Annotated in this window: 17 protein-coding genes and 1 pseudogene; 7 read left to right on the top strand and 11 right to left on the bottom strand. The window is 61.7% G+C overall.

The features are described 5' to 3' along the window. Window positions 1–20 precede the first annotated feature (20 nt). Window positions 21–317: pseudogene (locus QFZ91_RS03505) on the top strand (IS6 family transposase); the annotation flags it as partial. Here the strand turns inward: QFZ91_RS03505 and QFZ91_RS03500 are convergent. Then, on the bottom strand, window positions 318–2,288 hold the full coding sequence (locus QFZ91_RS03500; protein ID WP_429566249.1) for a transglycosylase SLT domain-containing protein: 1,971 nt from the start codon (window positions 2,286–2,288) through the stop codon (window positions 318–320). A 694-nt stretch (window positions 2,289–2,982) separates the two neighbouring features. Between QFZ91_RS03500 and QFZ91_RS03495 the strand changes: the two genes are divergently transcribed. The 4 genes from QFZ91_RS03495 (at window position 2,983) to QFZ91_RS03480 (ending at window position 14,001) form a co-directional block, all read left to right on the top strand. Then, the gene (locus QFZ91_RS03495) at window positions 2,983–3,771 is read left to right on the top strand and encodes a BMP family ABC transporter substrate-binding protein (RefSeq protein WP_429566248.1); all 789 of its coding nucleotides are present in this window, start codon (window positions 2,983–2,985) and stop codon (window positions 3,769–3,771) included. A gap of 27 nt (window positions 3,772–3,798) precedes the next feature. Continuing rightward, a complete protein-coding gene (locus QFZ91_RS03490) occupies window positions 3,799–5,124 on the top strand; it encodes an ATP-binding protein (RefSeq protein ID WP_176369278.1) in 1,326 nt (441 codons plus the stop codon). A 929-nt stretch (window positions 5,125–6,053) separates the two neighbouring features. Beyond that, window positions 6,054–6,728 carry a response regulator transcription factor gene (locus QFZ91_RS03485; RefSeq protein WP_176384521.1) on the top strand — a complete coding sequence of 225 codons (675 nt, stop codon included), beginning with the start codon at window positions 6,054–6,056 and terminating at the stop codon, window positions 6,726–6,728. 778 nt (window positions 6,729–7,506) lie between these two features. Further along, window positions 7,507–14,001 (top strand): autotransporter outer membrane beta-barrel domain-containing protein, encoded by a 6,495-nt coding sequence (locus tag QFZ91_RS03480; RefSeq protein ID WP_429566645.1) that lies wholly within the window; start codon window positions 7,507–7,509, stop codon window positions 13,999–14,001. Window positions 14,002–14,358: 357 nt separating this feature from the next. Here QFZ91_RS03480 and QFZ91_RS03475 read toward each other — a convergent pair whose 3' ends face one another. The 9 genes from QFZ91_RS03475 to QFZ91_RS03435 form a co-directional block, all read right to left on the bottom strand. Further along, the gene (locus QFZ91_RS03475) at window positions 14,359–15,603 is read right to left on the bottom strand and encodes a condensation domain-containing protein (protein WP_176384504.1); all 1,245 of its coding nucleotides are present in this window, start codon (window positions 15,601–15,603) and stop codon (window positions 14,359–14,361) included. A gap of 335 nt (window positions 15,604–15,938) precedes the next feature. Next, window positions 15,939–16,148 (bottom strand): hypothetical protein, encoded by a 210-nt coding sequence (locus QFZ91_RS03470; RefSeq protein WP_429566247.1) that lies wholly within the window; start codon window positions 16,146–16,148, stop codon window positions 15,939–15,941. Then, on the bottom strand, window positions 16,145–17,011 hold the full coding sequence (locus QFZ91_RS03465; protein WP_429566246.1) for an MBL fold metallo-hydrolase: 867 nt from the start codon (window positions 17,009–17,011) through the stop codon (window positions 16,145–16,147). The genes QFZ91_RS03470 and QFZ91_RS03465 overlap by 4 nt, the downstream gene beginning before the upstream one ends. A gap of 19 nt (window positions 17,012–17,030) precedes the next feature. Then, on the bottom strand, window positions 17,031–17,723 hold the full coding sequence (locus tag QFZ91_RS03460) for a class I SAM-dependent methyltransferase (protein WP_429566245.1): 693 nt from the start codon (window positions 17,721–17,723) through the stop codon (window positions 17,031–17,033). Continuing rightward, complete coding sequence (gene mctP / locus QFZ91_RS03455; RefSeq protein WP_368716428.1) at window positions 17,704–19,230, bottom strand: monocarboxylate uptake permease MctP; 1,527 nt, start codon at window positions 19,228–19,230, stop codon at window positions 17,704–17,706. The genes QFZ91_RS03460 and mctP overlap by 20 nt, the downstream gene beginning before the upstream one ends. Further along, window positions 19,227–19,451 carry a DUF3311 domain-containing protein gene (locus QFZ91_RS03450; RefSeq protein ID WP_176125012.1) on the bottom strand — a complete coding sequence of 75 codons (225 nt, stop codon included), beginning with the start codon at window positions 19,449–19,451 and terminating at the stop codon, window positions 19,227–19,229. The genes mctP and QFZ91_RS03450 overlap by 4 nt, the downstream gene beginning before the upstream one ends. Continuing rightward, window positions 19,448–20,680, bottom strand: coding sequence for a PLP-dependent aminotransferase family protein (locus QFZ91_RS03445; protein WP_429566244.1), 1,233 nt, complete (start codon window positions 20,678–20,680; stop codon window positions 19,448–19,450). The genes QFZ91_RS03450 and QFZ91_RS03445 overlap by 4 nt, the downstream gene beginning before the upstream one ends. Before the next feature lie 161 nt (window positions 20,681–20,841). Continuing rightward, entirely contained in the window at window positions 20,842–21,744 is a 903-nt protein-coding gene (locus QFZ91_RS03440) for a LysR substrate-binding domain-containing protein (protein WP_429566243.1), read from the bottom strand. Between the two features lie 118 nt (window positions 21,745–21,862). Then, complete coding sequence (locus tag QFZ91_RS03435; protein WP_217910546.1) at window positions 21,863–22,657, bottom strand: SDR family oxidoreductase; 795 nt, start codon at window positions 22,655–22,657, stop codon at window positions 21,863–21,865. A 55-nt stretch (window positions 22,658–22,712) separates the two neighbouring features. Here QFZ91_RS03435 and QFZ91_RS03430 point away from each other — a divergent pair, with 55 nt between their 5' ends. Beyond that, entirely contained in the window at window positions 22,713–23,663 is a 951-nt protein-coding gene (locus QFZ91_RS03430; RefSeq protein WP_429566242.1) for a LysR family transcriptional regulator, read from the top strand. Between the two features lie 138 nt (window positions 23,664–23,801). On the opposite strand, the gene QFZ91_RS03425 is transcribed toward QFZ91_RS03430, so the two are convergent. Next, window positions 23,802–24,839 carry a LysR substrate-binding domain-containing protein gene (locus QFZ91_RS03425; protein WP_429566241.1) on the bottom strand — a complete coding sequence of 346 codons (1,038 nt, stop codon included), beginning with the start codon at window positions 24,837–24,839 and terminating at the stop codon, window positions 23,802–23,804. A gap of 184 nt (window positions 24,840–25,023) precedes the next feature. Between QFZ91_RS03425 and QFZ91_RS03420 the strand changes: the two genes are divergently transcribed. Next, window positions 25,024–26,124, top strand: a complete 1,101-nt coding sequence (locus tag QFZ91_RS03420; protein WP_429566240.1) for a YeiH family protein — start codon at window positions 25,024–25,026, stop codon at window positions 26,122–26,124. The last annotated feature ends 65 nt before the right edge of the window (window positions 26,125–26,189 follow it).

The following is a 26,189-nucleotide window of genomic DNA, read 5'->3' as shown; positions in this document are numbered from 1 at the left end:
CTAGAATGCGCGTCTGACGGATGTGCGTGCGCTGGTACGTGGCCTATGGGCTGAGCCTGCGCAATCTGGAAGAGATGATGGCTGAACGCGGCATCGATGTCGACCATTCAACCGTGCATCGATGGGCCATCAAGCTGCTGCCCGCGCTGGAAAAGGTGTTCCGGGTCCGCAGGCGTCCAGTCGGCAAGAGCTGGCGCGTAGATGAGACGTATATCAAGGTCAAGGGACAGTGGAAGTGCTTGTACCGGGCCGTGGACAAGGCGGGAGACACGATCGATTTTCTGCTGCGCGCGCATCGTGACAAGGCAGCGGCGAAGTCATCGGGGCTCGACATGACCAAGCAGCTCCATCAGCGATTGCGGGCGGCCATCAAACAACGCCGCGTAGTAGACCGTGTTCGACAACACATTCTTGACGTAGTCGCGGGTTTCGTTGAACGGAATAGTCTCCGCGAAAATCGCGCCTTCCACCGGACGCGGGAGGTTGGCCTGCCACTTGCGCGAGCGTCCAGGGCCGGCATTGTAGCCTGCGGTCGCGAGCACGGCCGAACGGTCAAGCTGGTTGTATATCATCGACAGATAATACGTGCCGAGCAGGATGTTCGTGTCGATCTCATTCATCCTCGCCCGCGAGATCGGACCGAGCCCGATCTTCCTCGCGACCATCTCCGCGGTTTCCGGCATCACCTGCATCAGGCCGCCTGCGCCAACCTCCGAGCGCGCACTGATGATGAAGCGCGACTCCTGGCGAATGAGGCCATACGCCCATTCGATATCGGACCCGGTGGACTGCGCATCCCGCTCGACAATCGTGCGGAACGGCGCCAGATAGCGCAGCGAAAAATCATGCTCGGTCTGCGTCCTGTCGGCGGTGCTCACCGTCCGGTCGTAGAGCTCGATGCGGCGTGCGTACTCGGCGACTGCGAGCAGTTGCCGGTCGGTCATGCCGCGCAACTGCCAGTTCCACTCCCGGTTGCCTTCCGTGCGCAGGTTCAGCGCATAAAAGCGTTTTGCCAGTTCAAAGCCCGGTGTCTGGCCGGCCTTCTTAACTTCTTCGTCGGTCACTTTGATTTGTGGCGGAATCACGATCCGCTGGCCGAGCGCCTCGGAGGCCAGTTGGCCATAGAAGGTGTAAGTTCCCGCGATCTTCCCGAATTCCTGGTTCGCCGCTGTCACCTCGCCGGCCTGTTTCAACGCGCGTGCGTACCAGTAGACCCACGGTGGTTGTGCGCGCAGCGCGGCCGGCATCTGCTCGATCGACCAGCGCACCATCATCCAGTCTCCTGCCAGCAGCGCGCTGCGCGTGCGCCACTCATAGGCCTGGCTCGACAGGGGCGCGTTCGCCGACAGCCGGTACCAGTCCACGGCGCCTGGCAGCTGCCGGGTCGCTGCCTGATACGCAATCGTGCCCCAGCCGATAGCGCGTTCCGCCAGGGTGAGCGCCGGTGCGATCGCGGTGAAGATGGCTGCGGCCGCTGCCGGATCGCTGGCCGCCACCTGCGTGATGGCGAGCAGCGCGAGTTGATGTGACGCCGAGTCCATCTGGATGCCTTTCGCCAGCAGCGCGCGCGGCTGGTTCCTCGCCTGATCGAGCCGCAGCGGATCCGGGCGCGCCGCGCCCAGCGCATCGACCAGTTTGCTGCCGGTCGTCGTCGCGCCCTGTTCGTAGGCCTCGCGAATCCGCTGCCAGACATCCTCCGAAGTGAACTGGTGATTACCGTCGAGCGCGGTGATCAGATCGACGCAGCCGTCGCCGTACCACTTCGGCTCGACGAGCAGCGCGTGCGCCGCGTCGACAACGTTTTCACCCCGCGCGACGCGCGACTCGAGCGCATAGCATTTCACCTGCGTGTCGTCGTTCAGGACGAACAGGGAATATTGGGAATCGAAATCCTTCCAGTCGTGGCGCGCGCCCAGCACGCGCAGGTAGTCGTTGCGCAGACGGTCGGCAATCGCCTGTCCGTCGTACCGTTGCAGAAACGATAGCACCGGTACGTCCGGCGCATCGAGATTCGCATGCCCCGCGCCGTTGAACAGACGCGGCTTGATCTGAAAATAGCTGAGATAAGCCGGCGCTGGATAATTTCGGATTAGGCTCGCCAGCTGCGCGGCACGCTCGGGATCGTTGTCGCGGGCGGCGTCACGCAACTTGATGAAAATCTGATCGTCAGCGGCAAGCGAGGAGAGTCGGGTGGGATGTCTGGCCACCGCCGTGCCAGACACGACGAACGTCGCGGCGGCAAGGGCAAAGCCGATCGCGCGAGACGCCCGGTGACGTCGTGTGGACATCGCTGTTCTTACCTTGTTTTAGTGCAGAAAATTGAGCCAAAGCTTAGGCCGCAATTCGGCGAAGCGATGCTTCGAAAAAGACTGGACGGAGCCCGTAATTCGGCGCTTTGCGAGCCGGATGGTTGCCTGCACCACGCACACGGAGGTGGTTCGCAACCTGCGTACAAAGGAAGCCGTGCGCTGGATCACCACGCCGCTTGATTGCGTTCTCGCGAGATCGTGGCGGGGGCGTCGTCTCACGCATCTAATTCCAGCCTAATTCTCAAGGGGGAGAATTCGTTCCGCAGCACCTCCCGAGCGCTGTACCTTCAGCTTGGTGTGGAATAGCCGCAGCCCGGGTCTAAATCTCGACTACTTAATTGTCGATGGTTGGTGACCTTATCTGAGTGGAACGCAGTATGCCATTCGCTTAACCTGACAAAGCCGGCAAAAGCCCACAACCAGCTGTTGGTGCGGCCAATCGCTCTTGACGTTATCTTCCGCGCCTGCATAGACTTTGGACGTATTCAGGCCAGTTCTTCAGAACATTCGACTATCTGAGGAAACGTATAGAAATCCTGCCCGAATGAAACCGGCCCCCGTCAACGAGCGACGTCGCGTTGCCTGTTCGCTGCTCGCACTGTCTGCGTTCGCCCCGACCGCACTCCGAGTCGCGACGCATGCATCCGTTGCAGGCACGGTTAGCAGATGGCCCGTGTTGCTGTTCATTCCCTACGCCGGAAGCGATCTCGGATTCAGCGAAGCCGCATATCGCGGCTACCTCCAGGTCCGCCACAACGGCTACCGGATGACCGTCGTGCGCGATGCCGACAGTCTGGGTGCCGCGCGAATTCTCACGGTTATCGGCCGCCACTACACGGCAGGTGTACGCGGTTTCATTCTGGCAGGCGCTGAACTGAGCGCAGTCACCGCAACGGCCGCAGCACAATACCCGCAAGCCTATTTCGCGACCTTGTCGGGTAAGGCGAGTGGCCCCAACGTCGTCAACTATTGTCTCGATTGCAAGAGCCTCGGGGGCGCGCTTGCTGGTGCTGTTGCCGCGAGCGTGTCGAAGACGAAGACCGTCGGCTTCGTCGGCGGCGTAGAGTCTGTCGACGGTACGGAGGCGCAAAGCTTCAGGCAGGCCGTACTTGCCAAGGCGCCCGGCGCAACGGTTCTGGTAGATTGGGTCGGCAACTGGGATGACCGCCGACGCACGCAGCAGTTGACCGTGCAGCAGATCGACGCCGGCGCCGACGTACTCGTTGCAGATGCAAACGACGCGGTGATCGTCGCGGCCGCCCGCCATCCGCGCGTCCGCGTGATCGGCTGGATGGCCGATGCATCGCGTCGGTACGGAAACGTCGCAGCGAGCGTGATCATCGACACGAGCATCATTTTCCGGCGTTTCGTCGATGGAGTGGTCGCGGGCCGATTTGAGGGCGGCGACTACCCCGTCGTCGATACGGACAAAGTCTGGAAGATCGTGTGGCCGCACGGGTAACCGCTGATATACGCTGAACTCGATCGCATGAGCTCGTTGAAAAACCAGATTACTGTAACGTTGATCGTACTGGTCACGGCAGTCGGCCTCATCGATGCGTATACGTCGTATTGGCTGTCGCGCAAGCACATCGGCGAACTGCTCGACGTGCACTTACAGGGCGCCGCTATCTGGCTGTCCGCCGGCAACGTCGGCGCGATAGGCTCACACGGTCCGCCGCAGCACTCCGTCGACGGCTTTGTCGGGCAAATCTGGAGGAGCGGCGACGCGGCGCCAACGGATAATACCGATCCGGAGCTGCTATTCGATCGCAATGCGCCGGACGGATATTCGATCGAGAGTATCGGCGGGCATGCCTATCGCATTTACACGTTAAGAAAGGCCGACGGCCAGTACACGTACCAGGTCGGACAGCCGGTGGCGTTCCGCGAAGAAACAGCAAGGCATGCCGCGCTCGAAAGCCTGATACCCACGCTCATCCTGATTCCACTCGTCTGGCTCGCTATTCCCTTTGTCGTCAACGCGGCGTTCGCGTCGCTGTCGCGTGCAGCGGCGCAGTCGGAGTTAGTCGGCATTCGGCATCTCGAGCCTCTCGACATATCGGGCGTGCCGGACGAGGTACGACCGTTCGCGGCGTCGGTCAATCGGATGATTGCCCGGCTTCAGGTTGGTATCGACGCTGAGAAACGATTCGTCGCCGATGCCGCGCACGAGTTGCGCACGCCTATCGCTGCGATGCAGTTGCGCGTCGACAACCTCGTCAACGCTCCCGACGAGGCGGCACGCTCGGAGCGTCTGCGCGAATTGCGCGAGGCCATCGCTCGAGCGTCGACGATGATCCGACAGCTTCTCTCGCTAGCGCGAGCTGATGCACAGCTCGATTTGACAGCAATCGAGACAGTGGATCTGTCCCAGTTGGTTCAGAAGCTCGTCGCGGATTTTCTGCCGGTTGCAGATGCACGCTCGATCGATCTTGGTGTAGGGAAGTTCGAGAGCGCGCAGGTTGAAGCGCGTGAAGGAGAATTGCGTATGGCCGTGCGCAATCTGCTTGAGAACGCACTGCGCTATACGCCTGCCGGCGGAACCGTCGACATCGATCTGTTCCGAAGCGCCGACGACTTGGTGGTGCGCGTGACCGACAACGGACCGGGCATTCCGGAAGCGTCCCTGGACCGGGTGTTTGATCGCTTCTTCCGTCTGCGTGCGGAGGATTCGGAAGGTAGTGGTCTCGGGCTTTCGATCGTCAAATCGGTCGTGGCGAAGTACCGGGGTTCTATTTCGCTTGCAAACCGCAGCGATGGACACAGTGGTCTGATCGCTACCATCGTTCTGCCGGCGCGCGGCACTATGTAGGAGAGTGGGCCCTGAATGGCACCTGGTCACGGGTTTCGGTCGGGTAGCGGCGTAACGCTAATTCTCATCAAATAGACACCATACATATTGGCATTGTGACTACGTTCCTGTCAGGTAGCCTTCTCTGAGCAGCGAGTTGCTCGCAGCTCTTTTGGTGATGCCTGCGATCAGTGCGATCGCAGTAGCGACTTGCGGCGAGCGCTTTAGAGATGTTCTAAGGATTATCGCAACCCTTTACAGTACATCTGTCGATCCAATGGAAACGGATCGAATCTTGAAGACATAAGAAGATTGGAATGTATTTCTGACGTTGCTTTGATGTCACGTGTCGGGGAGTAGCGTGATCGAAAGTCGGTAGACGCCAATCATCGCGGCGAGCGAAGGGCACTGGCGGCGCAGCGGGCGCATGCACAGGTCGGCTGACTTCATCCGCAGCCGTGCATCGCGACCGACCCCATTTAATAGTCCCGAGGAAGGGCCGTTCCGTCGATTCTCATTCCAATCTCATTCTTAGGATCTAAAATATTTCCTGAGACGAAGATTGCAGATTGGCGGGCTGAAAAGCGCCAGTGCGGAGTGGATTTCGGGAGTTATTGCGCGGGAATCCCTAGTGCAAGATCGTCGCCTACGCGAGAGGGACAACATGCTTAATGTGTATTTACTGCCCGTCGGTTCCGAGGATAGTGAGTGTTCAGCCACTTGTGGAAATCCGGAGCGATACAGCCTCATCAGTTCCGGCATTCTCGAGTGGTTCAGAAAGTTTTTCCCGCGGAGAGCCTATTCGCCTGATGCGAAGCTTCCGAACCGTTGAGAAAAAACCGGCGCATTACGCATGAATCGCAAATCGCTCAGGCGTGAAACGCGCCCGCGGAAGTAAGTTCCTTGCCTTGCGCCCAACGACAACGCTCCATTGCCGTGGACATTGCACTATGCGAGTGCTCATAGTCGAAGACGACCTGCAGATCGGTCAAAGTTTGCTGCGCGCGCTTCAGGATGCGGAGTACAGCGTCGACTGGGTCCGCGACGGCAATGCCGGCAGCGCGGCCATCGCTGCCGTTGAATATACGCTGGTCTTGCTCGATCTTGGTTTGCCCGGCATGGGCGGCATCGAATTGCTGAAGGCGGCGCGTGAGAAGGGGAGCAAGGTACCCATACTGATCCTGACCGCACGTGACGATCTTGACGTCCGGGTCCAAGGGCTCGATTTCGGCGCTGACGACTATGTTCTCAAGCCCTTCCACCTGCCCGAACTGCTCGCGCGAATTCGTGCCGTGTTGCGTCGCAGGGCAGGCTTTGCGTCGTCGCGTCTAGGCAATGACACGTTGAACCTCGATCTCGACAAACGAACTCTATGCTGCAACGGGGTGTCATCCGTTCTGTCGGCGCGCGAATTCGCATTGATGTTCGCGTTCCTTGAGCGCCCCGGCACTATCCTTTCGCGAGATCAGCTCGAGGGGAAGCTTTATGGTTGGGGTAAGGAAGTCGAGAGCAATGCGGTCGACGTGCTGATCCACGGTGTACGCAAGAAGTTCGGACAGTCTGTGATTCGCAACGTGCGTGGCCTCGGCTGGACTGTGACGCTCGGCGAATCGCCCGCCGTGTGACCGCGCGTTTCGGCTACGTTCCCGTACGACGGCGATGTCAATTTTCCGGGCTCTTGTTGGCGGAAAAAAGCGAATCTCCAATTATTCTTCTTCGGAGCACTTGTGATGATCGGAGACCCCCGAAGAAAAGCATAGTTCTGCGTCGCTCAGGAAGCAGCCATTCACATATCGAATCGTGCTAATCCATACTTTCGTAAACATTACGCCGTTGCCGGTCTTGCCGGCCGATGTTCAGCAGAACACGTTCGCCCGGTCACCGTAGAACACCAACCGGCTTGCCATAGCGCGACGCCCGCCGTGGAAGCGGAGTCCCAGGCTCGAAATTCGCGCCGCGCTCTTCAGCTCCTCGATATTCGCATTTTTGTTCCATTGAACAAAGCCCGGCTCGCGGCACCTGATGTTCCCTCCTACTAATGGTTATCTAAGTTATCACGCGCACTATGCAACCTAAGCGCAACGGATTGATGTCTTTTCAAACGCGCATTGGGTGCCTCGGCACGCTGGATCGTGATATTTATTATGAAAACATTCAACCATATTAAGTCGCTTTTAAGTTTCATGATTATGTGACCATGCAAGGCTTATGGCGGAGCGGCTTCCGCTAATGACGATGAATCCGAGTCCGAGTTGGCTTCGAAAAAGGCGCTTGAGGATGAACGGATCAGCCCATTTTGCCGGCCTTAATCAAGATGGAAAACCTCCGCCGAAATATTCCGGCGAAAGTTAGAAATTAATCAATCTCCTGGGCAGCGCTCAATTTCGTAGGCATCACTTGCCAGTGCCGGCTTGCGGTCATTCGTCGTGTCCAGAAATCGGATTTTGTCCGATCGAGCCGGGTCGCCAGAAAAACCAGTCTCTGTGCGACTCGCAAACAGATTCGATGTCTTTTTCAAAAGACTGCAACCCGTTGTACCTGTTATTGCGACAGAACCGAATGAGGAAGACCGTGTACATATTCAAGCATTCATCGCATTGTGAGTCTGCGCGGACATTGACGTCGGCGCTTTGTTTTGAGGATTGCTGCGGCCGCAAGCGTCGGACCGTGGTTGCATTGGCCTCTGCCGTAACGTCGCTTGCCGCGCTGTTTGTTCCGGTCGCTGTGCGAGCCCAGTGCAACAGCAGCGCCGGCCCGGCGCTGCCTGTGGCGCCGGCACAGACCAACTTTTCCAATCAGTCGTTTGGCGCAGCGCCGCTTCCCCAGTACTACCTGAACGCCGCGGGGCAGGCGGGATGCAAAGGCGCCGACGACGGCTCTTGGAACGGAGCGGGTCAGGATGGCTTCGCTGGTCAGTCGGGTGGTTCCTTTAACAGTGTCAACAGCGGAATTTCGGTGAAGGGGGGATTTGCGCCGACCTTCATCAGCCCCACGATGGGAGCGGGATGGTCCGTCGACGGTGGTGATGGTGGTGCCGGCGGACAGGGCGGTTATGACGCCAATGGCTCCGCCCACACGGGAAACGGCGGGGCGGCAGGCAATGGCGGCGCGGTCTCCGTGCAGTTTAGCGGCACGGTTGGTCCCGACCCGAAAGGTGTCCTTCCGGAAGTTGCGCTCGACGTGGAAGCCAATGGCGGCACCGGCGGAGTGGGTGCCGTGTCCAATGCCCAAGGTACTGAGCCGCTATACGGCGGCAACGGCGGAGCAGGGGGGCGGGGTGGTCAGGCAGCGCTTAACGCCTCCGGCAGCATTCAGTTCTATGGTGTCGGCCTGCGAGCGTCCGCCCTGGGCGGGACCGGCGGGGTAGGTGGCAACTCGCCCACTCCGGGCGATTTGGTTGTAGAAGGCCATGGAGGCAAGGGCGGCAACGGCGGCAACGGCGGTACCGCGACGCTTGCCTTTCAGAAGGGCAGTCTGACCGCCAGCACCACGGCAGGCCAGATCTTTCCGATGCAGGCCGACGCCGATGGCGGTACGGGCGGCAGCGCTGGTGGCGCGTACGGTGGAAGTGGCAGTTTTGGCGGGACCGGCGGCAACGGAGGTGACGGCGGCACGGCGAGCGCGGAACTCGGCAGCGGTGGTCAGATCGTGTTCTCCGACCAGATGCAACTGGCGAACAGTCGGTATCAGCCGGGCAGCGGCGTAACCGCCAAGGCGGACGGCGGAGCGGGCGGGGGCGGTGGCACTGCCATCGACGGCTCATTCCGCAATGAGGGTGGTGTGGGCGGCAACGGCGGAATTGCCGGCAGCGCCAGCGCCACCGTCCTTGGTTCCATCGATTACACCGCGAATGTTCCGGCCGGGCAGTCTGCTGCCGGGCTGATCGGGGGTGAGGGGGTGCAGGTGCAGGCCAATGGAGGCGCCGGCGGTATCGGTGACGGCGCCCAGAGCACTGTCGTGGGTGAAGGCGGTGATGGTGGTAAGGCTGGCGCTGGCGGGAAGGCTTCGCTGACCCTTGGAGACGCGACGAACACGGCGACAATTAAAACGAACGGCCCATATACACACGGCGCGTTGTTGCAAAGTGTCGGAGGCGGCGGGGGCAATGGCGGTAGTGTCAGCTTCGCGCTGGCCGGCACGGGCGGTGCGGGTGCCGCGGGCGGCGATGGCGGCGCGGTCACAGTGAACTCGGACCACGCCTTTGTCACGGTCGGCAGTCAATCAGGCGTAGGCAGCATCCCGCTGATCGCGCAAAGCATCGGCGGTGGCGGCGGAAGCGGCGGCGACGCCAGCGGCGTCACCGCTGGCGCGGGCTTCGAGATCGGCGGCAACGGCGGCCAGGGCGGCAATGGCGGCGCGGTGAAACTCGCGCTGGGCCAGAACAGCGTGTTTGGCAGCCTCGACCAGAGCGGCGGAGCCGGCATCCTTGCGCAAAGCATTGGCGGCTCCGGCGGCAATGCCGGCAGCGCGACGTCGAGCGGCGGGGGGCTGATCACCATGGTGATCGGCGGTGATGCCCACGGTGGCGGCGCGGGCGGCCAGGTCACCGTTGACAACGCCGCACTCGTCACGACCTACGGCGACCACGCAGCCGGTATCAAGGCTCAGTCGATCGGCGGCGGTGGCGGCAATGGCGGCAACGCTACAGCGTTCACCGTCGGCGGCCCGCTGTCGAGTTCGGTTGCCATCGGCGGACAAGGCGGCGGAGGCGGCGCGGCCGGCGCGGTGTCGCTGACCAACACGGGGCAGGTCGTTACGTATGGTTCGGACGCCGAAGGTGTCGTGCTGCAAAGTATCGGCGGCGGCGGCGGCTCCGGCGGCAGCGCCACGGCGCGTGCCGTTGCCGCATCGGCCAGCCCAAATATTCCTTCGATCAGTGTCAGCGCCGCTATCGGCGGCGCCGGCGGGACCGGCAACACCGGCGGCAACGTCACGCTCGATAATTCCGCCCTGATCACCACTGCGGGCGACAGCGCGACCGGCGTTTTCGCGCAGTCCGTCGGTGGCGGCGGTGGTACGGGCGGCGACGCAACCGCCGCGTCCTACTCCGCGTCGCCTGCCAAGGGGTCGTCCCTGTCGGTCTCCGTGGCTCTCGGAGGCAGCGGCGGCAGCGGCGGCACGGGCGGCGCCGTCAACCTGGAAAACTCCGGGCTGATCGCCACCTTTGGCCAGGACGCCCACGGCGTGTTCGCACAGTCAATTGGCGGTGGCGGCGGCAATGGCGGAACGGGGGATGCCTCGGCAACGGCGGCTAACGCCAAAGCCAGCTTCAGCGCGTCAATCGCGGTGGGCGGAACGGGTGGAACCGGGGGGACGGGCGGCACGGTCGGCCTGACCAACGACGGTTCGATCACGACGCGCGGCGACGGCGCCGATGCCGTGTTCGCCCAGAGCGTGGGCGGCGGCGGCGGCGCAGGCGGCGGTGGTACCGCTGCGGCCAGCGGCGGCAAGGATGCTATCGCCGTGGGTGTTGGCGGCAAGGGTGGCGTCGGCGGCGACGGCAACACGGTGACGACGATCAACAACGGCAACATCGTCACCCGCGGCGCGGCCTCGACCGGCATCTTCGCGCAAAGCGTCGGCGGCGGCGGGGGCAAAGGCGGCAAGGGCGCGGCGGCCGCGGGCGGCAGCGGCGGCCTCGACACGATCTCCAACGCCCAGACCCTGTTTGGCATTCTGGGTCAGGGCCTCGGCCTCAACCAGAATGTGCAGAACCTGGGCAACAACATCCTGCAGGTCGGAGTGCTCGGTGAAAAAATCAAAGCGACTTATGGTGATCTGGAAAAGCTCCTCACTCAGCCGGATGGGGTATCGAAAGTTCTGGGCACCGTGAACCAGATCAGCGTCGGCGTGGCGGTCGGCGGCAGTGGCGGCGCGGGTGGCTTGGGCGGCGCGGTGAATGCCAGCAACACCAGCGCGATCGGCACCTATGGCGCGCAATCCCACGGCATCTTCGCGCAGAGCGTTGGCGGCGGCGGCGGCAGCGGCGGCGCGGCGAGTTCGACCGGCAAGTCGAACAATGATTCGAAGGTGCAGGCCGCGGTCGCCGTGGGCGGCAGCGGTGGCGCGGCGGGCTCGGGCGGGGCGGTGAGTGTCGTGCAGAAGGCAAATGGTGCAGTCGAGACGCAGGGGGTGGAAGCGTTCGGCGTGTACGCGCAGAGCGTAGGCGGCGGGGGCGGCAACGGCGCGATGTCGGGGGCGGTCAGCGGTTCGCTGAAAAGCCTGTCGATCGCCGTGGGCGGCAATGGCGGAGGCGCCGGGAATGGCGGCGACGTGAGCGTCAGCAACGGCGGCACGGTCACGACACTTGGCAAGCACAGCGTCGGCATCCTCGCGCAAAGTATCGGAGGCGGCGGCGGTGTCGTGACGACCGCAAGCAGCGATGAGACATTCGATCCTTCCAAAGCCGTCCAGAATCCGCAGGGACGGATCGCCGACATCTACGGGGTGACACTGAGCTTCGGCGGTCAGAACGGCAGTTCGGGAAATGGCGGCGGCGTCACTGTCAACACGCAAGGCAACGTGACGACGAGCGGGCTTGACGCGCACGGTATCGTCGCGCAGTCGATCGGCGGCGGGGGCGGGTTCGTGGTGGGCGGACAGATCAACACGAGCACGCTCGTTGGCGCCGGGGGCGCGAGCGGCAATGGTGGCAACGTTCTTGTCGTGGACACCAACAACACTGTCTCTACCACCGGCGACGGTGCGTATGGGATCGTCGCACAATCGATCGGCGGTGGCGGGGGCTTTGCCGGCGACCCGTCCGCCCCGAACTACTACGATGACAATACGAGCGGCACGGTATTCGCCAACAGCGGCAATGGCGGCACCGTCAACGTCATCGTGGCAAACGGCGGGAAGGTCGTGACGACCGGCCGGTACGCGCCGGCAATCTTCGCGCAATCGATCGGCGGTGGCGGTGGTCTGGTGGCCTCCAACAACAACTCAAGCACGCTCGGCCCGCTGCATGATGTGGCACGTGGCAGCGCGGGTGGCGCCGGCGTGGGCGGCCTGGTCGCCGTCAACGTCAGGGATAACGACACGGTCATGGCCACAGGCGTCGGGTCCGCCGGCATCCTGGCGCAAAGCGACGGCCAGAAAGGCGGGCAAATCTCGATCCACCTGGCGCCCGGGTCGAAAGTCATAGGCGGCACGACCGATCCCAATTTCCGGACCTCCCCAATGGGGGGATTGGACCCGGAGTTTCGCGACGCTGCCGCCGTCCGTCTGATTGGCGGCAATAACAACATCATCACCAACCAGGGCACCATCCAGACCTTAGGCAAATACGCGATCCTGGTGGACCCCACGCTGTATGGCGAGGCGTCCGCCACCACCACGGTCAACAACTCCGGCACTATCACCGGTGACATCCACGTCCTTGGTGGCCCCGGCAACAGCGTTGTCAACAATCTGCCCGGTGGCGTTATCGACACACCGGCCACGTTGAACGTCGGAGGCGGCACGGTGAACAACGCCGGTACGCTGAAAGTCGGCGGCGCGAAGTCGGTCGGCAATACGGTTCTCACCGGCAATCTCGTGCAGAGTTCGACGGGCACGCTGAACGTACAGATCGATCCGGCCAACAAGCGGTCCGGTCTGCTCAACATCACGGGTACCGCCGCGCTTGCCGGCAAGGTGCAGGCCGATCCGGCGAGCTATCTCAAGAGCACGACCACCGTGCTGTCGGCGGCCGGCGGAATTCGGCCGGATGCGGCGCTCGCGGGTTCTTCTACGCCGGTCTACCGCTTCACGCCACTGGTGCAGGGCAACACCGTCGCGATCAAGACCGATGCGGACTTCGTCGGTGCGAGCAAGGGGGCTTCGGCCACGCAGCAGAGTGTCGCAGCCAACCTGGACCGGTTGTGGAACAGTGCCGATCCTACCTTTGCACCCATCTTCGGAGCCTTCGGTAGCGCCGGTAGCACGGCGGGCTATGCCCAGACGCTAACCGCCGTTTCCGGCCAGGAGTTGCTCGGCGTTGCCGCTGCGCGCTACCAGTCTAGCCAGGCATTCTCGCGCTCTGTCTTCAGTTGTCCAGAGTTCGGCGACGACGACACCACCGTGAGAAAGCAGGGCTCCTGCGTGTGGTTCCGCGCCACGGGCATGTGGGAAAACCGCAGCGCCGACGCTTCGTTCCCAGGTTTCGGCTGGCAAGGTACGACGCTGAAGGTTGGCGGGCAGGTCCAGCTGCAGCCCGGCTGGTTCCTTGGTGGCGCCATCGGCTACGAGACAGACCGCTTCACCGGCAACGACAACCTGACGAGCGCCAACGGCAACGCGCTTCTTGGCGTCGTCGCGCTCAAACACGAGGTCGGGCCGTGGACTTTCAGCGGTGCGGTGGACGCCAGCTACGGCTGGCTGAACAGCTCGCGCGTGATCCCGAGCGCCAATGCGGTGGCGACCGCGTCTCCCAATTCGTTCAATCTCGGAATGCACATGCGCGCGGCCTATCAGATTCCGTTCGGCCGTTTCTACCTGGAGCCGGCGCTCGACGGCGACCTGAACTACATCAATCTACCGGGTTACACGGAGAGCGGTGCGGGCGCGCTCAACCTGAAGGTGAATAGTGCGAATAGCGTCATTGCGACCGGCACGCCGAATCTGCGGATCGGGACGCGCGCGCAGATCGGGTCAGCGACAGTCGACGCTTATGTCGGCGCCGGGGTGAGCTTCATTGCAGGCAATAGCTACATGACCAACGCCTCGTTCGCCGCTGCCCCGGGTTTCGGCAGCTTCACCAATACGCTCAGCAATGCGCACGTTGCAGGCAGGTTTTCCGCTGGGGTAGAGGTCTATACGACCAAACGTCTCGATGTGCGTCTGCAGTATGACGGCGTCGTTGCCGCGCACGAGGTCGAGAATGGCGGCCAGATCCGGTTCAAGTACCGGTTCTGAAAAAAGTTCGGGACCCGGACAATGCAGCAAAAGCCATAAAGCGTAGTTGGATTGGCGACGAGGATGCGCTGTCGCAAATCCGGTTCGGGTACCCAGTGCGCGAGTTGATTCAACACGCGCGCGTCGTCGACGTGACGGAATGGGCTTATGACGGTCGATTTTTCGCCCGGCTCGTGTTTTAAGCAGTGGCCGTGAGTTCGGGGAATAAACGGCTGGAACAACGGTTTTTTAAGCGGTCATGTATCAAAGCGACAGGAATTGCTTGTCCTTCTTGCCATTACGCGCTGTGGACCTCGGATTTCGCGCCTCAAAGCGGCAAGTATCGCGGCAGCGGAGGCCGCCGGGCGGAGCGCATCTTCAGCGGAGAAAGCTAGTCGCCCTGGACAGCAGTTGCTCGAATCGCCGAAACCACGGCATGTGTTTATCGCCGTCCGCCGTACTCATAGTGACCGATAAACGCCCACCCACCGTTGCGATCCCCACAACAGGTATCGGTTCCGCGTTCAGCAACAGGTAGGCTGCTCTGACACGGACACCCGACTTCGAATTGCTGAAGGGGAGCACTCCGAGGTTCGAAAGTACGGTCTGGTACCCGAGCTCGCAACGTATCGCCCCCCACAATGCCTGCATGTCCTCCTCGCTTCGGATGTTCGCTAGCATCGACCGCATTGCCTTGATGCTGTCGAGTAAGGGCGGCAATGTGCGCGCCTTATCCAGCTGAGTCCGCACGGTTCGCGCCGCCTCCCAGAAACAGTCGGTCTTACCTTCGGTGATCGAGGTGATACCGGATGTAATATACAACCCGACATCGTCTTCGATGGAAGGCAAATGGTGACGTGCATTGATGGGTGACAGACTGCGCCGCGATGGCCCTTCACTGGCAAGGAGCGCGGCGGCCGTCAGGGCGCTGTGAAGCGTCGTACGTTCGTAACGGCAGCGCAAACCCAGTTCGTCGACGACATCGGGCGAGAGTGAAAACGTCGCGATGACAGGCTGTCGCGAGGGTATGTGACCGACTGTCATCGAGACAGCGTCATACCGTGAAGCGGTCGAGCCGGGGGTAATCAGTTGTTCGCGGCTCATGCGCGCTGGCAGTGGGGCGCGAATTTCACCCTGCACCGCTGCGAGAATATCCCTTGTGAGATAAACGGCGGAGATACCGTCGCCAATGGCGTGATGAACGGCCAGTAGCAAATGCGAAGTCGATTCGCCCTGAACAAGGCGTACGCGTATCAAGGGGCCTTTCTCCGCGTCAAAACGCGTATGGAGTTCGCGGGTCGCGGCACCCATCCATGCAGCCTCGCCTGTTCCATGATCCAGTCGAAACTGGATGGGCTCGCCGGTCGCGACGAATCTCGGCCGTGCCCCAGGGTCGCAGACAATGCGGACGCGCAATGGAGGATGTCTTTGCTGAACCGCGGCCAACGCGGTCGGCCAAAAATCTCGGCCTGACGGAAGATTGTCGATCTCTGTCACCAGAAGAAAATGACGCGGCTCGATTCGATCGGTCGCCCAAAGGATCTGTTCGAAGGCGTCCAGTTCACGCGTCAGGACATGAGTCGACCCGTCCTGCATCGTGGTTTTTTGCTCGGTGTTTGACATATCGATTGAATGACACTGGTGAATTCTTCAATTACTTCGACCTCGGCTGCTGAGGCAGTTGTGCTGGAAAAAGGGCACAGCTATCCCACGATGCCAAGAACGAACGCATTCACGGCCAAAAGCAATAGAATCAGGATCGCAGGCAGATAGCGTATGGCGACTGATCCGGCATCCCGCTTGTGCGAACCGGGTGTCGCATTGAACCTTGCTCGTTTTCTCATTTCGAAGGATTCTCGAAGCGGCGCGCGCAACGATGATGCACACCCCGCAGCGAGGCGCGCGTGGTCTCACGGCACAGCGTTGAAGGTTCCCGGCAACGAACAGCGTTGCCGTGTTCAGTAGGCAGCAGCCATCGACAGCAGCAGATAGCGCATGAGTTCGATTTCTTCATCGAGCGGCGCGTTCGGCGCGGCGTTGTCGTCCGTCGACGGCGGCGGCGTATCTCCGTCTGGACATGCAGCAGTCGGCGCTTCCGGGGTGGCGCAAGACGCATTGCCACCGCCCGGACCGCCGCGCCGAAGCAATCGGCTCAGCGCGCCGATCACGAGGGATCCTCGACGAGATGCGTTTCGTCGATCGGTATCCGCATATAGCGGCGGCCATTGTGGTCGGAACCGGGCAGACGTCCGCCGCGCAGATTCACCTGCATCGCGGGGAACAGCAGTGCGGGCACCTTCAGCGTGAGATCGCGCGCAGTTCGCAGCGCAACGAATTCGCTCTCGCTGATGCCGTCGCGCACATGAATATTGTGTTGCCGCTGCTCGCGGATCGTCGTCGAGAAGCGTACGTTACGCCCCGCCGGCGGGTAGTCGTGACAGACGAATACGCGAGTCGATTCGGGTAGTGCCAAAAGCCGCCGGATCGACGCGTAGAGCGTTTGCGCATCGCCACCCGGGAAATCGCAGCGTGCCGTGCCGAGGTCGGGCATGAACAGCGTATCGCCGACGAACAGCGCATCGCCAACCAGATAGGCCGTGTCGGCGGGCGTGTGTCCAGGAGTTGGAATCGCACGCGCCGTCATTGTGCCGATCGTGAATGCTTCCTCGGGGCCGAATAGATGATCAAAGCCGTGCTCATCGGCGAGATCGAATGTCATCGAGAACAGCGAGCGCACGTTGACGATGCGCTCGCTCGTTGCGATGGTGCCGCCCATGCGGCGCTTCAGTTCGACTGCACCCGACAGATGATCCGCATGCGCATGCGTTTCGAGAATCCATCCGACGACGAGTTGCTGCTCGCCAATAAACGCGAGGATGCGATCGAGCGACGCAGTCGATGCGCGCCCCGACGCCGCGTCATAGTCCAGTACGGGGTCGATCACCGCGCAAGTCGAACCGGCGCCTGCATGAACGATGTGACTGACGGTGCCCGTTGCTGCATCATGAAAAGATTGAACGTGAGGGAACATAGCACTCCTGAAACGTGATTCACTGCATGCACGAAGCGCGCACGAGAAAGAACGTGCGTAGCGCGGCGGGCGCGGGCGCCGCTGCCCCGTGATCGACATAGCGTTCGATCTGCACGTGATCGAAACCCGCTTCGAAGCAGGCTTCGCGAAAAGTAGTCGGTCCGTAGACGCGAAAACCGTGGCGGCTGAACGGCATCGACAGCGCCGCTTCGGGTGTCATGGCCGCGATCACCAGTTGCCCTTCGTCGCGCAGCACCCGGCGGATTTCCCGTAGGGCTGCCAGCAGGTCCGGCCAGAAGTAGACGCTGTTGATCGCGATGGCCTTGTCGAATGAGGCGTTCTCGTAAGGAATGCTGGCGGCATCCGCCGTCGTCAGCGCGACGCGTCCGCGCGCGAGCAACATGGCGTTGCGTTCGCGAGCCGCGGTTGTCATCGTCGGCGATATGTCAAGGCCGACGAGTGTGAGCCGTGGCGCACGCGTCAGCACGGATTCGATATGGCCGCCGTTGCCCGGCCCGATCTCGACGATGCGTTCGTCCGCTTGCGGATCGAGTCTGGTGAAGGCCGCGTCGATCAACGCCGCGTTGACGCGCTCCATCATGTCGCCAACCGCGAGGCCGGTCTCGCCCGCAGGACACGCGAGGTGCGACATCAGGGTATCGATGTCGATGCCCGCGAGCGCGTCGCTGCTGCTATCGGTTCTGGAGGTCACCTTCGACTCCTTCTTCGTGCGGTTTCACGAAAAGCAACGACGACGCGAGGACGACGACAAAGTTGACAAGCAACGCGATCACAGCGGCATAGACAGGCATCGCGAGCGCGCCGACGTGAATCGTGTAAGTAGCGGTCTTGAAGCCGTTCCCGGCAATCATCCACGTGCCGGTGCCCAGCCCGGCTATCCAGCCTGCCATCAGACTGCGTGCGCGCATGGCCGGCACGAAGAGACCGAGCACGACAGCAGGCAAAGTCTGCGTAATCCACACCCCCCCGAGTAACTGCAACTGAATCGCGAACTGCACGGGCACGAACAGGACAAAACCCAGCGCCCCGAATTTGACGAACAGCGAGACCCGCTTCGCCACCCGGGTCTCGCGCGCCGCGCTGCAATGCGGCGCGAAATACGGCCGCCACACGTTGCGCGTGAACAGGTTGGCCGCGGCAATCGACATGATCGCGGCGGGCACCAGCGCGCCGATGCCGATCGCCGCGAACGCGACGCCGACGAACCACGAAGGGAAGTAGTGCAGGAAAAGTGCGAACACCGCGAAGTTCGGACCGTACTGCCGGAACTGATCAGCGTACTCGGGCATAGCGCCGACACCCGCTGCGAGCGCCATCACACCAAGCAGTGCTACGAAGGCGAGCAGCAGCGAATACGCGGGAAGCAAGGCCATGTTGCGCCGGATCACGCGATCCGATGAGGCGGAGAGTGTTGCCGTCATCGAATGCGGATAAAGCAGCAACGCAAGCGCCGAGCCGAGCGCGAGTGTTGCATATGACGAGTAGCCGTTGAGGCTCGTGGCGTCCGGCGCTTTCAGCAGCAGCTTCGCTGCCGGCAACGCCGCGAACATGTGGCCGAAGCCGCCAAGCTGCGTCGGGATCACGATCAGTGCCGCGATGATCGTCGCGTAAATCAGCAAGTCCTTGACGACAGCGATCATTGCGGGCGCGCGCAATCCGCTCGACCACGTATAGACCGCGAGCACGCCGAACGCGACGAAAAGCGGCAGTTCGCCGAGCCACCCATGCGTCGGAAAACCGAGCGCGCCGAGCGTGACCTGAATGCCCACCAATTGCAGCGCGATGTACGGCATGGTCGCGAGCAAGCCCGTCAACGCAATCGCGAGCGCGAGGGGACGACTGCCAAAGCGGTGTTCGATGTAGTCGGCGACGGTCACGTGGCCATGCTGGCGCGCAACGCGCCACAGGCGCGGCAAGACGAGAAAGCCGAGGGCAAACGTGATGATGGTGTAAGGCACCGCAAAGAAACCCGTCGCTCCCGCCGCAAATACAAGCGCCGGCACGGCGACGAAGGTATAGGCGGTGTAAAGGTCGCCGCCGATCAGGAACCAGCTCATGACAGTGCCGAAGCGCCGACCGGCGAGTCCCCATTCGTCAATGGCGCTGAGATCGCCGCGCCGCCATCGCGATGCCACCATGCCGAGCGCGCTCACCAGCGCAAAGAGTGCGACGAAGATACCTATGGACATCACGTTCATGCGGCACCTTCTTGCGATCGCACGGCGGCCTTGCGTACGGCGCGCGCATCGAGCAGGTAGGCCGCGCCCGTCAGCAGCGCGCCCGCGAGGACGCAGCCCGTTTGCCACCAGTAGAAGAATGGCCAGCCATCGAGCGTTGGTGTCACGCGGTTGTAGAAGGGCACGCAGAGTACGGCAACGATAGGTGTGGCAAGCAACAGTAGAGTCAGCCGGGTTGTCATCGGTCGAGATCCAGGTCGAAAACGGGGGTGAACGCACGCGAGTGCGCGTTGATGAGCGCAGCCAGCCGTTCGATGCCGCGGTCAATCTGCTGCGGCGATACGGTCGCGAAGGACAGGCGCAGAAAGTGGTGGAGCGGATCGCGTGCAAAGAACGGCGCGCCGGGGACGAATGCGACATTGACGGCAAGCGCGTCCTCGAGCAGTGCCGCGCTGTCGATGTCGGGCGGCAGCGCGAGCCAGACGAACATGCCGCCTTCGGGCACGTTCCAGCGCACGCCTTCGGGCATATGCTTGTCGAGTGCAGATAGCATTGATTCGCATTGCTGATGATAGAAACTGGCAAGCCGCGGAATGTGAGATTCGAGAAAGCCGTCGCGCACGGTCTCGTAGACGATGTGTTGCGAAAGCGTCGAGGTATGCAGATCGGCCGCCTGCTTGACCTGGACAAATTTTTGCTGCAGCACGCCCGGCACGATCATGTAGCCGACCCGCAATCCAGGCGCGAGGGCCTTTGAAAACGAACCCAGGTAAATGACGTTGTCGGGCGCCATCGAATGGATGGACGGCAACTGACCGCCGTCGAACGCGAGCGCGGCATAGGGATCGTCCTCTACGACAATGAGCCCGGTGCGGCGGGCGATTTCCGCGATCTTCCTGCGACGCTGGAACGGCAGACGCGTCCCCGTGGGGTTCTGGAAGTTCGGCTGCAGATACAACAGCGCGGCGCGCTCGGGTTCGATGTATTCGAGCGCTTTCGACACGATGCCGTAGTCGTCCGTCTGCACGCTCACGAATTCGGGTTCGTACAGCGAGAGCGACTGCAACGCGCCGAGATACGTCGGCCGCTCCACGAGCACCGCGCTTTGTGGATCGACGAGCACCTTGCCGATGAGGTCGAACGCCTGCTGGGAGCCGCTTGTGATCAGCACGTTGGACGGCGTGACGGGATGCTGGCTGGTCGAGTGCGCGCGCGCGATCCATTCGCGCAATGGCGCATAGCCTTCCGTCGCGCTGTACTGAAAGCTGTCGGCACTGGAAGCATGCGTCGCCCGAGCGGATGCATCGCGTAGTGCGGCGAGCGGAAACGAGGCGGGCGACGGAACGCCGCCCGCAAACGAGATCATCTCGGGTCGTTCGGTAAGCTTGAGAATTTCACGAATCGCCGAACTGTTCAGCGACCGCGCACGTTGAGCGATACGCCTCTCGGCATGGGACAACTTATTTGCCATCTGATTGCTCCTTGAAGAGCGTCATCGTAGACAGCAGGGAAACGATAAAAAAGATGGATCGAGGAGTAAAACTGTTTCCGTAGGGAAACGACAGGGATAGCGACGCAATCGGGCCCGCGCGACTTTTATGCGCTCGAATGAAGGATTGCTTGCGAAGGGACTCAGTCGTTCATCAAGGCGGGCAATGCTTCCGCGAGATAGTCGACGGTCACGCGCATTGCTTGCGTCATGCCGCGTTGCGACGAAAAGACGACACTGAGCGTGCCGCGTGGAATGTGCCAGTCTGGCAAGACACGCACGAGCCGGCCGTCCGCGAGTTCTGCCTTGCACATCGGCGCGGGTAGGGCGACGACGCCTAGCCCCGCCTGGGCGGCGAACTTCGCGAGCGGCGCGTCGTTGCAGCGAATCCTCGGGTGATATGAAACGGTCGCGGTGCGGCCGTTCGACCCATGCAGCAACCACGTGCTGTCGCTATCGCGACGCGCCAGCTGCATGCCGGACACGCCATTCAGCTCATGCGGTTCGGTGGGCGGTCCGTTCGCGAAGAGCGTGGCGCTCGCGACGAGCACAACGCGCGTTTGAGCGACGGGGCGTGCAATCAGCGAGGAACTTTGCAACGGCTCCGTATGGCTGCGTAGCGCGATGTCATACCCTTCTTCAACGATGTCGACATAGCGGCTGGAGGTCAGCAGATCGATGTCGATTTTCGGATGCATGACGAGAAACGGCGGCAACACTTGATCGAGCGCCATGCGGACGATGCCAGCCGCGCACGTGATGCGCACGCGTCCGACCGGCTCCGTTAGGCGCGCTTGCGCGGCCTGCTCGGCATTGCGTACTTCGTTCATCACGCGCAGGCAGTGCGCGTGGAAGTCCACGCCTGCCTCGGTGAGCGAGAACTTGCGCGTCGTGCGGTTCGCGAGGCGCAGTCCCAGCGCCCGCTCCAACGCCTGCAAGCGTTTGCTAAGGGTGCCCTTGGGAATCCCGATCGCGTCGGCCGCGGCGGAAAAACCGCGTTTCTCGACCACGACCGAAAAATAATACAGATCATTGAGGTCGATCATGGCGATCGTTTCCTTGGTGAAACAATGAATCCATTCTAGACCGCTTTGAGGGCAGTTTTCGTGTTGCGGAACGCTGAACAAAATGGCGCAGCACGCCGTAGCGCGCCGCCCGCGCGGATCACAGGATGCCGTTGCCGAGGCCACCGTCGACCTGGATCGTTGCGCCGTTGATATAACTTGCGCGGGGAGACGCCAGAAACGCGACCAGCGCGCCGAGTTCCTCAGGGCGGCCGAGGCGCCGCAAGGGTACGTCTTCGGCCAATTCCGCCAGCCCCTGCTGTTCGCTTTTGCCATCAGCGAGTTTCCGCTTGAGCGACGACTCGCGGATACGGTCGGTTAGTATCAGTCCCGGCGCCACGTTGTTGACGGTGATGCCATTTCCGTTCGCCTCGCGTGACAGCAGCTTGGCGAGACCGACTACACCCATGCGCATGCTCGTAGACAGTATCGATCCTTGCACCGCGTGCCGCACCGAAAAGCTGACGATATTGATCACGCGGCCCTCGCCGGAACGGCGCAGATGCGGCAGCGCCAGGCGTGTAAAGCGCGCAATGCTCATGAAGCTGAGATCGAACGCCTGCTGCCACGCGGCATCGTCGAACGTGTCGAACGAGCCGAAGGGCGGACCTCCGGCGTTGTTGACGAGAACATCGAGCGAGCCAAAGCGGGCGATGGTATCGGCGATCGCATGCGACGCGTCGTCGGGACGCCGTACATCCACGGTGATCGCGTCCGCGTTCGGCACGCCCGCATCGCGTAGTTGCGCAAGCGCGTGCGCATGACGGCCACCGTTCGACGACGCGATCATCACGTTCGCCCCTTCGCGTCCCAGTTCGATTGCGCTCGCCAGCCCGATTCCGCGCGATGCGCCTAGCACGAGCGCCGTTTTTCCAGACAGTTTCAGATCCATCATCTACCTCTTGTTTACAAGAACACCGGCAGTCTAGTTTCCGGCGATACTTGCATAAATGGTCGGTTTGGTAATGCTGGATTCCATTATTGAAACGACTGGTCGACGCGCTCGTCTGGGGATTGAACTTATGGACTGGAACAGATTGCGGTTTTTTGTTGCCGTCTATCGGCATCGCACCCTTGCGGGGGCTTCCCGCGAACTGAACAGCAATCCGCCCACGGTCAGCCGTCAACTCGCGGCGCTGGAGCATGAACTGAAATCGAGGCTATTTCTGCGCACGCCCCGCGGCTATTTGCCGACAGACGCAGCCGATGCACTGATCGACGTCGCGATGCAGATGGAGAGCAGTGCGCTGGAACTCGAGCGGCGCGCGGGCGGTGCAGATACGTCGTTGAGCGGTGTGGTCCGTGTTGGCACGTCGGATGTGCTGGGCACCGGGTATGTGATACCGGCCATTGCATCAGTGCGTCGCGCGTACCCGGAGATTCACATCGAAGTGGATATCGCCTCGGCGTTTTCCCGGCTCGCGCAACGCGAGAACGACATCGTCGTGCGTAACGTACGGCCTGAGCAGGCGTCCGCAATCGTGCGTCGTTTGCCCGGACTGACGACTGCCCTGTATGCGAGTCCAGCGTACCTGGCGAACTTCGAGACGCCGCGTGACATCGGCGATCTCATTGCGCACGAGTTCGTAGCGCTCGTCGCGGGCGACGGGATACGCTGGTTTCCGCCGCTGCACGCGCTGCGCCCCAGACTGCGGGTGCCGGGCGTGCAGGTGAACTCGATTCTCGCGCTCGTCGCCTCCTTACAAGGCGCGGTGGGTATCGGGGAATTGCCGGCCTATATAGGTGATGTCATCGCTGATCTCGTACGCGTGCTCCCCGATGTAGAGAGTGCCTACGATGTCTGGCTCGGCATGCATGCTGATTTTCATCGAACGGCACGCGTACGTGCCGTCGTCGATATGATCGTTCAACAGTTTCAGGGCGGCAAGCTGGTTCGTTAGCGGGGTGGATGACCGCCAATCCGAAGGCAGCGCTGCAGAATACGGCTTGCGTCCCACGTGAGGATCGATACTTCACTTGCCACATCAACAGGAGGAAGCCTTGCAATGACAAGGGAGCGAGCGGTATGCACATCCGCGTCAGGAATGCAGATGCGCGACGTTCAGCGTGACGGGGAATCGGCCTTTGGCATTCGCCGTATGCTCGCGGGCGAGTTCGAAGAAAGCCTGACTGCACGGCGAGAGCGAGCGCCCCTTGAGCCAGACGAGATTCAGCGCACGCTCTATTCGCATGTCGGCCACTTCCAGTGTGCGCAGTTCGCCACGAGCGATTTCCTCACGGATACTGAGTGAGGATACGTAGGCCATGGTCTGTTGCGCGACAAGCATGCGCTTGATGGCCTCGGTGTCGCTCACCGACATCGAAGATATCATCTCGAGCCCGGCGCGCTGATACGCGCATTCGACTACCGCTCGCGTACCCGACCCCGGTTCGCGCAGGATTACCGTCTGCGCTGCAAGATTGCGTGCAAGCAGTGGCCCGTTGTTTTGCCGATATGCCGGCGCGGCTGCGAGTACGATTTCGTCGGAGCCAATATATTGCGCATGCAGGCGTGCTTCGTCATATGGACCCTCGATGAAACCAAGCGTGAACTCGCCGTTACCGAGGCCGCTTATGACCTCCTGTGTATTGGTCACAGTCAGTTCGATGCCGACCTTCGGATAAAGCGTCGTGAATTCGGCGATCATCTGCGGCACGAGATACACACCGAGCGTTGCGCTCGCAGCTATTTTCAGGTGTTCTGGGCTCAGGCCAGCGACTTCCTTCAATTCGGATCGCGCCGCTTCGGCGAGGGTGAAGATCCGGTCCGCGTAACCGAACAACAGTTTTCCTGCATAGGTAAGGGACACGCCCCGGGGCAGCCTGTCGAACAGCAGAACACCGAGACGCCCCTCCAGTTCCTTGACCTCGCGGCTAACGGCGGGCTGGCTCACCCGTAGGCGCCGAGCGCCGCCACTCAAGCTGCCGGCACGGGCAACTTCGTAGAACGCAAACAGATGAGTGAAATTCATTGCAACAGCCCGCGAATATCGCCGTGGCCGATTCTCGGTCCGAGATCCGATGATCAATGGCTTCCGACGCGATGGCCACAATGGTAGCGGCGATTCGTTTGCCATTGAAGGATCTTGTGCGAGCAATACTGTTTCCTCTGGGAAACGATCGACTTAAAAGGAGGCTGCCAGACTCTGAAAAACGAGTCAGGTATAACTCCAGGTCAGAGTGGGGGGTGCCTATTTTGTATTTTTCAGAACGCCTAACGATGAATAGCCTAGTCACTCCGTCTAACACACCGGTGGCGACATGCCGTCCATTTTCCCGAACCGCCCGGCATTGCGCAGCAAGAATCCGACTGGGCCTCGTTACCTTATTGGAGTGTTTCCCGGCATCGCGCTATGTATCGGCGTGTGCTTGATCGCATGGCTGCTGCAAGCGCTGCAAGCGCACCTATTCGGTCACGTGTGGCTTGAATCGCTCGTGCTCGCGATTCTCGTTGGCGCGCAGGTCCGCGTCATATGGACGCCAGGCGAGCGTTGGACGCGCGGAATTACGTTCAGCGCTAAAACCTTGCTGGAAATCTCTGTCGTGCTGCTCGGTGCATCGTTTAGTGCTGCCGCGTTGCAAGCGACCGGCATCAAGTTGCTTTCGGGCATTGTCGTGATCGTCGTCGCGGCCATCCTTGTCAGCTACGGAATCGGACGCGCACTCAAGTTGCCGCGGCGCATGGCGCTGCTGATCGCGTGCGGGAATTCAATCTGCGGAAATTCGGCCATTGCGGCTGTTGCCCCCGTGATCGGCGCAAGCCGTGATGATGTTGCTGCGTCGATCGCCTTCACGGCGGTGCTTGGCGTTGCGGTAGTGCTTGGATTGCCGCTGCTGTCCCCGGTTCTTCGTCTTAACGCGGTGCAGTATGGGACATTGGCAGGTATGACCGTTTATGCGGTGCCACAGGTGTTTGCCGCGACCGTGCCGGTCTCAACCGTCAGTGTCCATATTGGCACGCTGGTCAAACTGGTGCGTGTGCTTATGCTCGGACCGGTGATGCTGCTCCTCTCGGCGCTCGCCCGTAGGCGTGATGCGAACACAGGAACGCCAGAGCAGGGCAACGACGGGACGACCCGGCCCGGTATGGTTCGTCTGACGAAGTTGGTGCCATGGTTTATCGTCGGCTTCGTTGTCATGGGCGCGACACGCGCGACGGGGCTGATTCCGATGACGCTGTTGCAGCCGGCAAGCCAGTCAGGCAGCGCGCTCACTGTCGTTTCAATGGCTGCGTTGGGTTTAGGTACCGATCTGCGAACCATCTCAAAGGCGGGGCCGCGCGTCACATTTGCGGTGATTCTTTCGATACTCGCGTTGGCGGCGATGAGTCTGGTGTTGATCAACATATTGCGGATTGCATGACGTTGCCGTTCGGCCGATATATCGACGAGCCGACTCCTGCAAGGGCGCAAGACTGGCTGGCTTCG

Origin of the sequence: Paraburkholderia sp. JPY419 (assembly GCF_050435705.1) — a bacterium.
Taxonomy (GTDB): domain Bacteria; phylum Pseudomonadota; class Gammaproteobacteria; order Burkholderiales; family Burkholderiaceae; genus Paraburkholderia; species Paraburkholderia youngii.
Note: the sequence above shows the minus strand (reverse complement) of the source record. Positions and strands in the feature narration are given on the sequence as shown.

Bases quoted from the DNA above. Each gene is read 5' to 3' on its own strand.
- mctP (WP_368716428.1), bottom strand. From the start codon at position 19,230: ATGAACGTGATGTCCATAGGTATCTTCGTCGCACTCTTTGCGCTGGTG.
- QFZ91_RS03465 (WP_429566246.1), bottom strand. From the start codon at position 17,011: ATGTTCCCTCACGTTCAATCTTTTCATGATGCAGCAACGGGCACCGTC.
- QFZ91_RS03445 (WP_429566244.1), bottom strand. From the start codon at position 20,680: ATGGCAAATAAGTTGTCCCATGCCGAGAGGCGTATCGCTCAACGTGCG.
- QFZ91_RS03500 (WP_429566249.1), bottom strand. From the start codon at position 2,288: ATGTCCACACGACGTCACCGGGCGTCTCGCGCGATCGGCTTTGCCCTT.
- QFZ91_RS03490 (WP_176369278.1), top strand. From the start codon at position 3,799: ATGAGCTCGTTGAAAAACCAGATTACTGTAACGTTGATCGTACTGGTC.
- QFZ91_RS03435 (WP_217910546.1), bottom strand. From the start codon at position 22,657: ATGATGGATCTGAAACTGTCTGGAAAAACGGCGCTCGTGCTAGGCGCA.
- QFZ91_RS03475 (WP_176384504.1), bottom strand. From the start codon at position 15,603: ATGTCAAACACCGAGCAAAAAACCACGATGCAGGACGGGTCGACTCAT.
- QFZ91_RS03485 (WP_176384521.1), top strand. From the start codon at position 6,054: ATGCGAGTGCTCATAGTCGAAGACGACCTGCAGATCGGTCAAAGTTTG.
- QFZ91_RS03440 (WP_429566243.1), bottom strand. From the start codon at position 21,744: ATGATCGACCTCAATGATCTGTATTATTTTTCGGTCGTGGTCGAGAAA.
- QFZ91_RS03420 (WP_429566240.1), top strand. From the start codon at position 25,024: ATGCCGTCCATTTTCCCGAACCGCCCGGCATTGCGCAGCAAGAATCCG.
- QFZ91_RS03450 (WP_176125012.1), bottom strand. From the start codon at position 19,451: ATGACAACCCGGCTGACTCTACTGTTGCTTGCCACACCTATCGTTGCC.
- QFZ91_RS03425 (WP_429566241.1), bottom strand. From the start codon at position 24,839: ATGGCAAACGAATCGCCGCTACCATTGTGGCCATCGCGTCGGAAGCCA.
- QFZ91_RS03430 (WP_429566242.1), top strand. From the start codon at position 22,713: ATGGTCGGTTTGGTAATGCTGGATTCCATTATTGAAACGACTGGTCGA.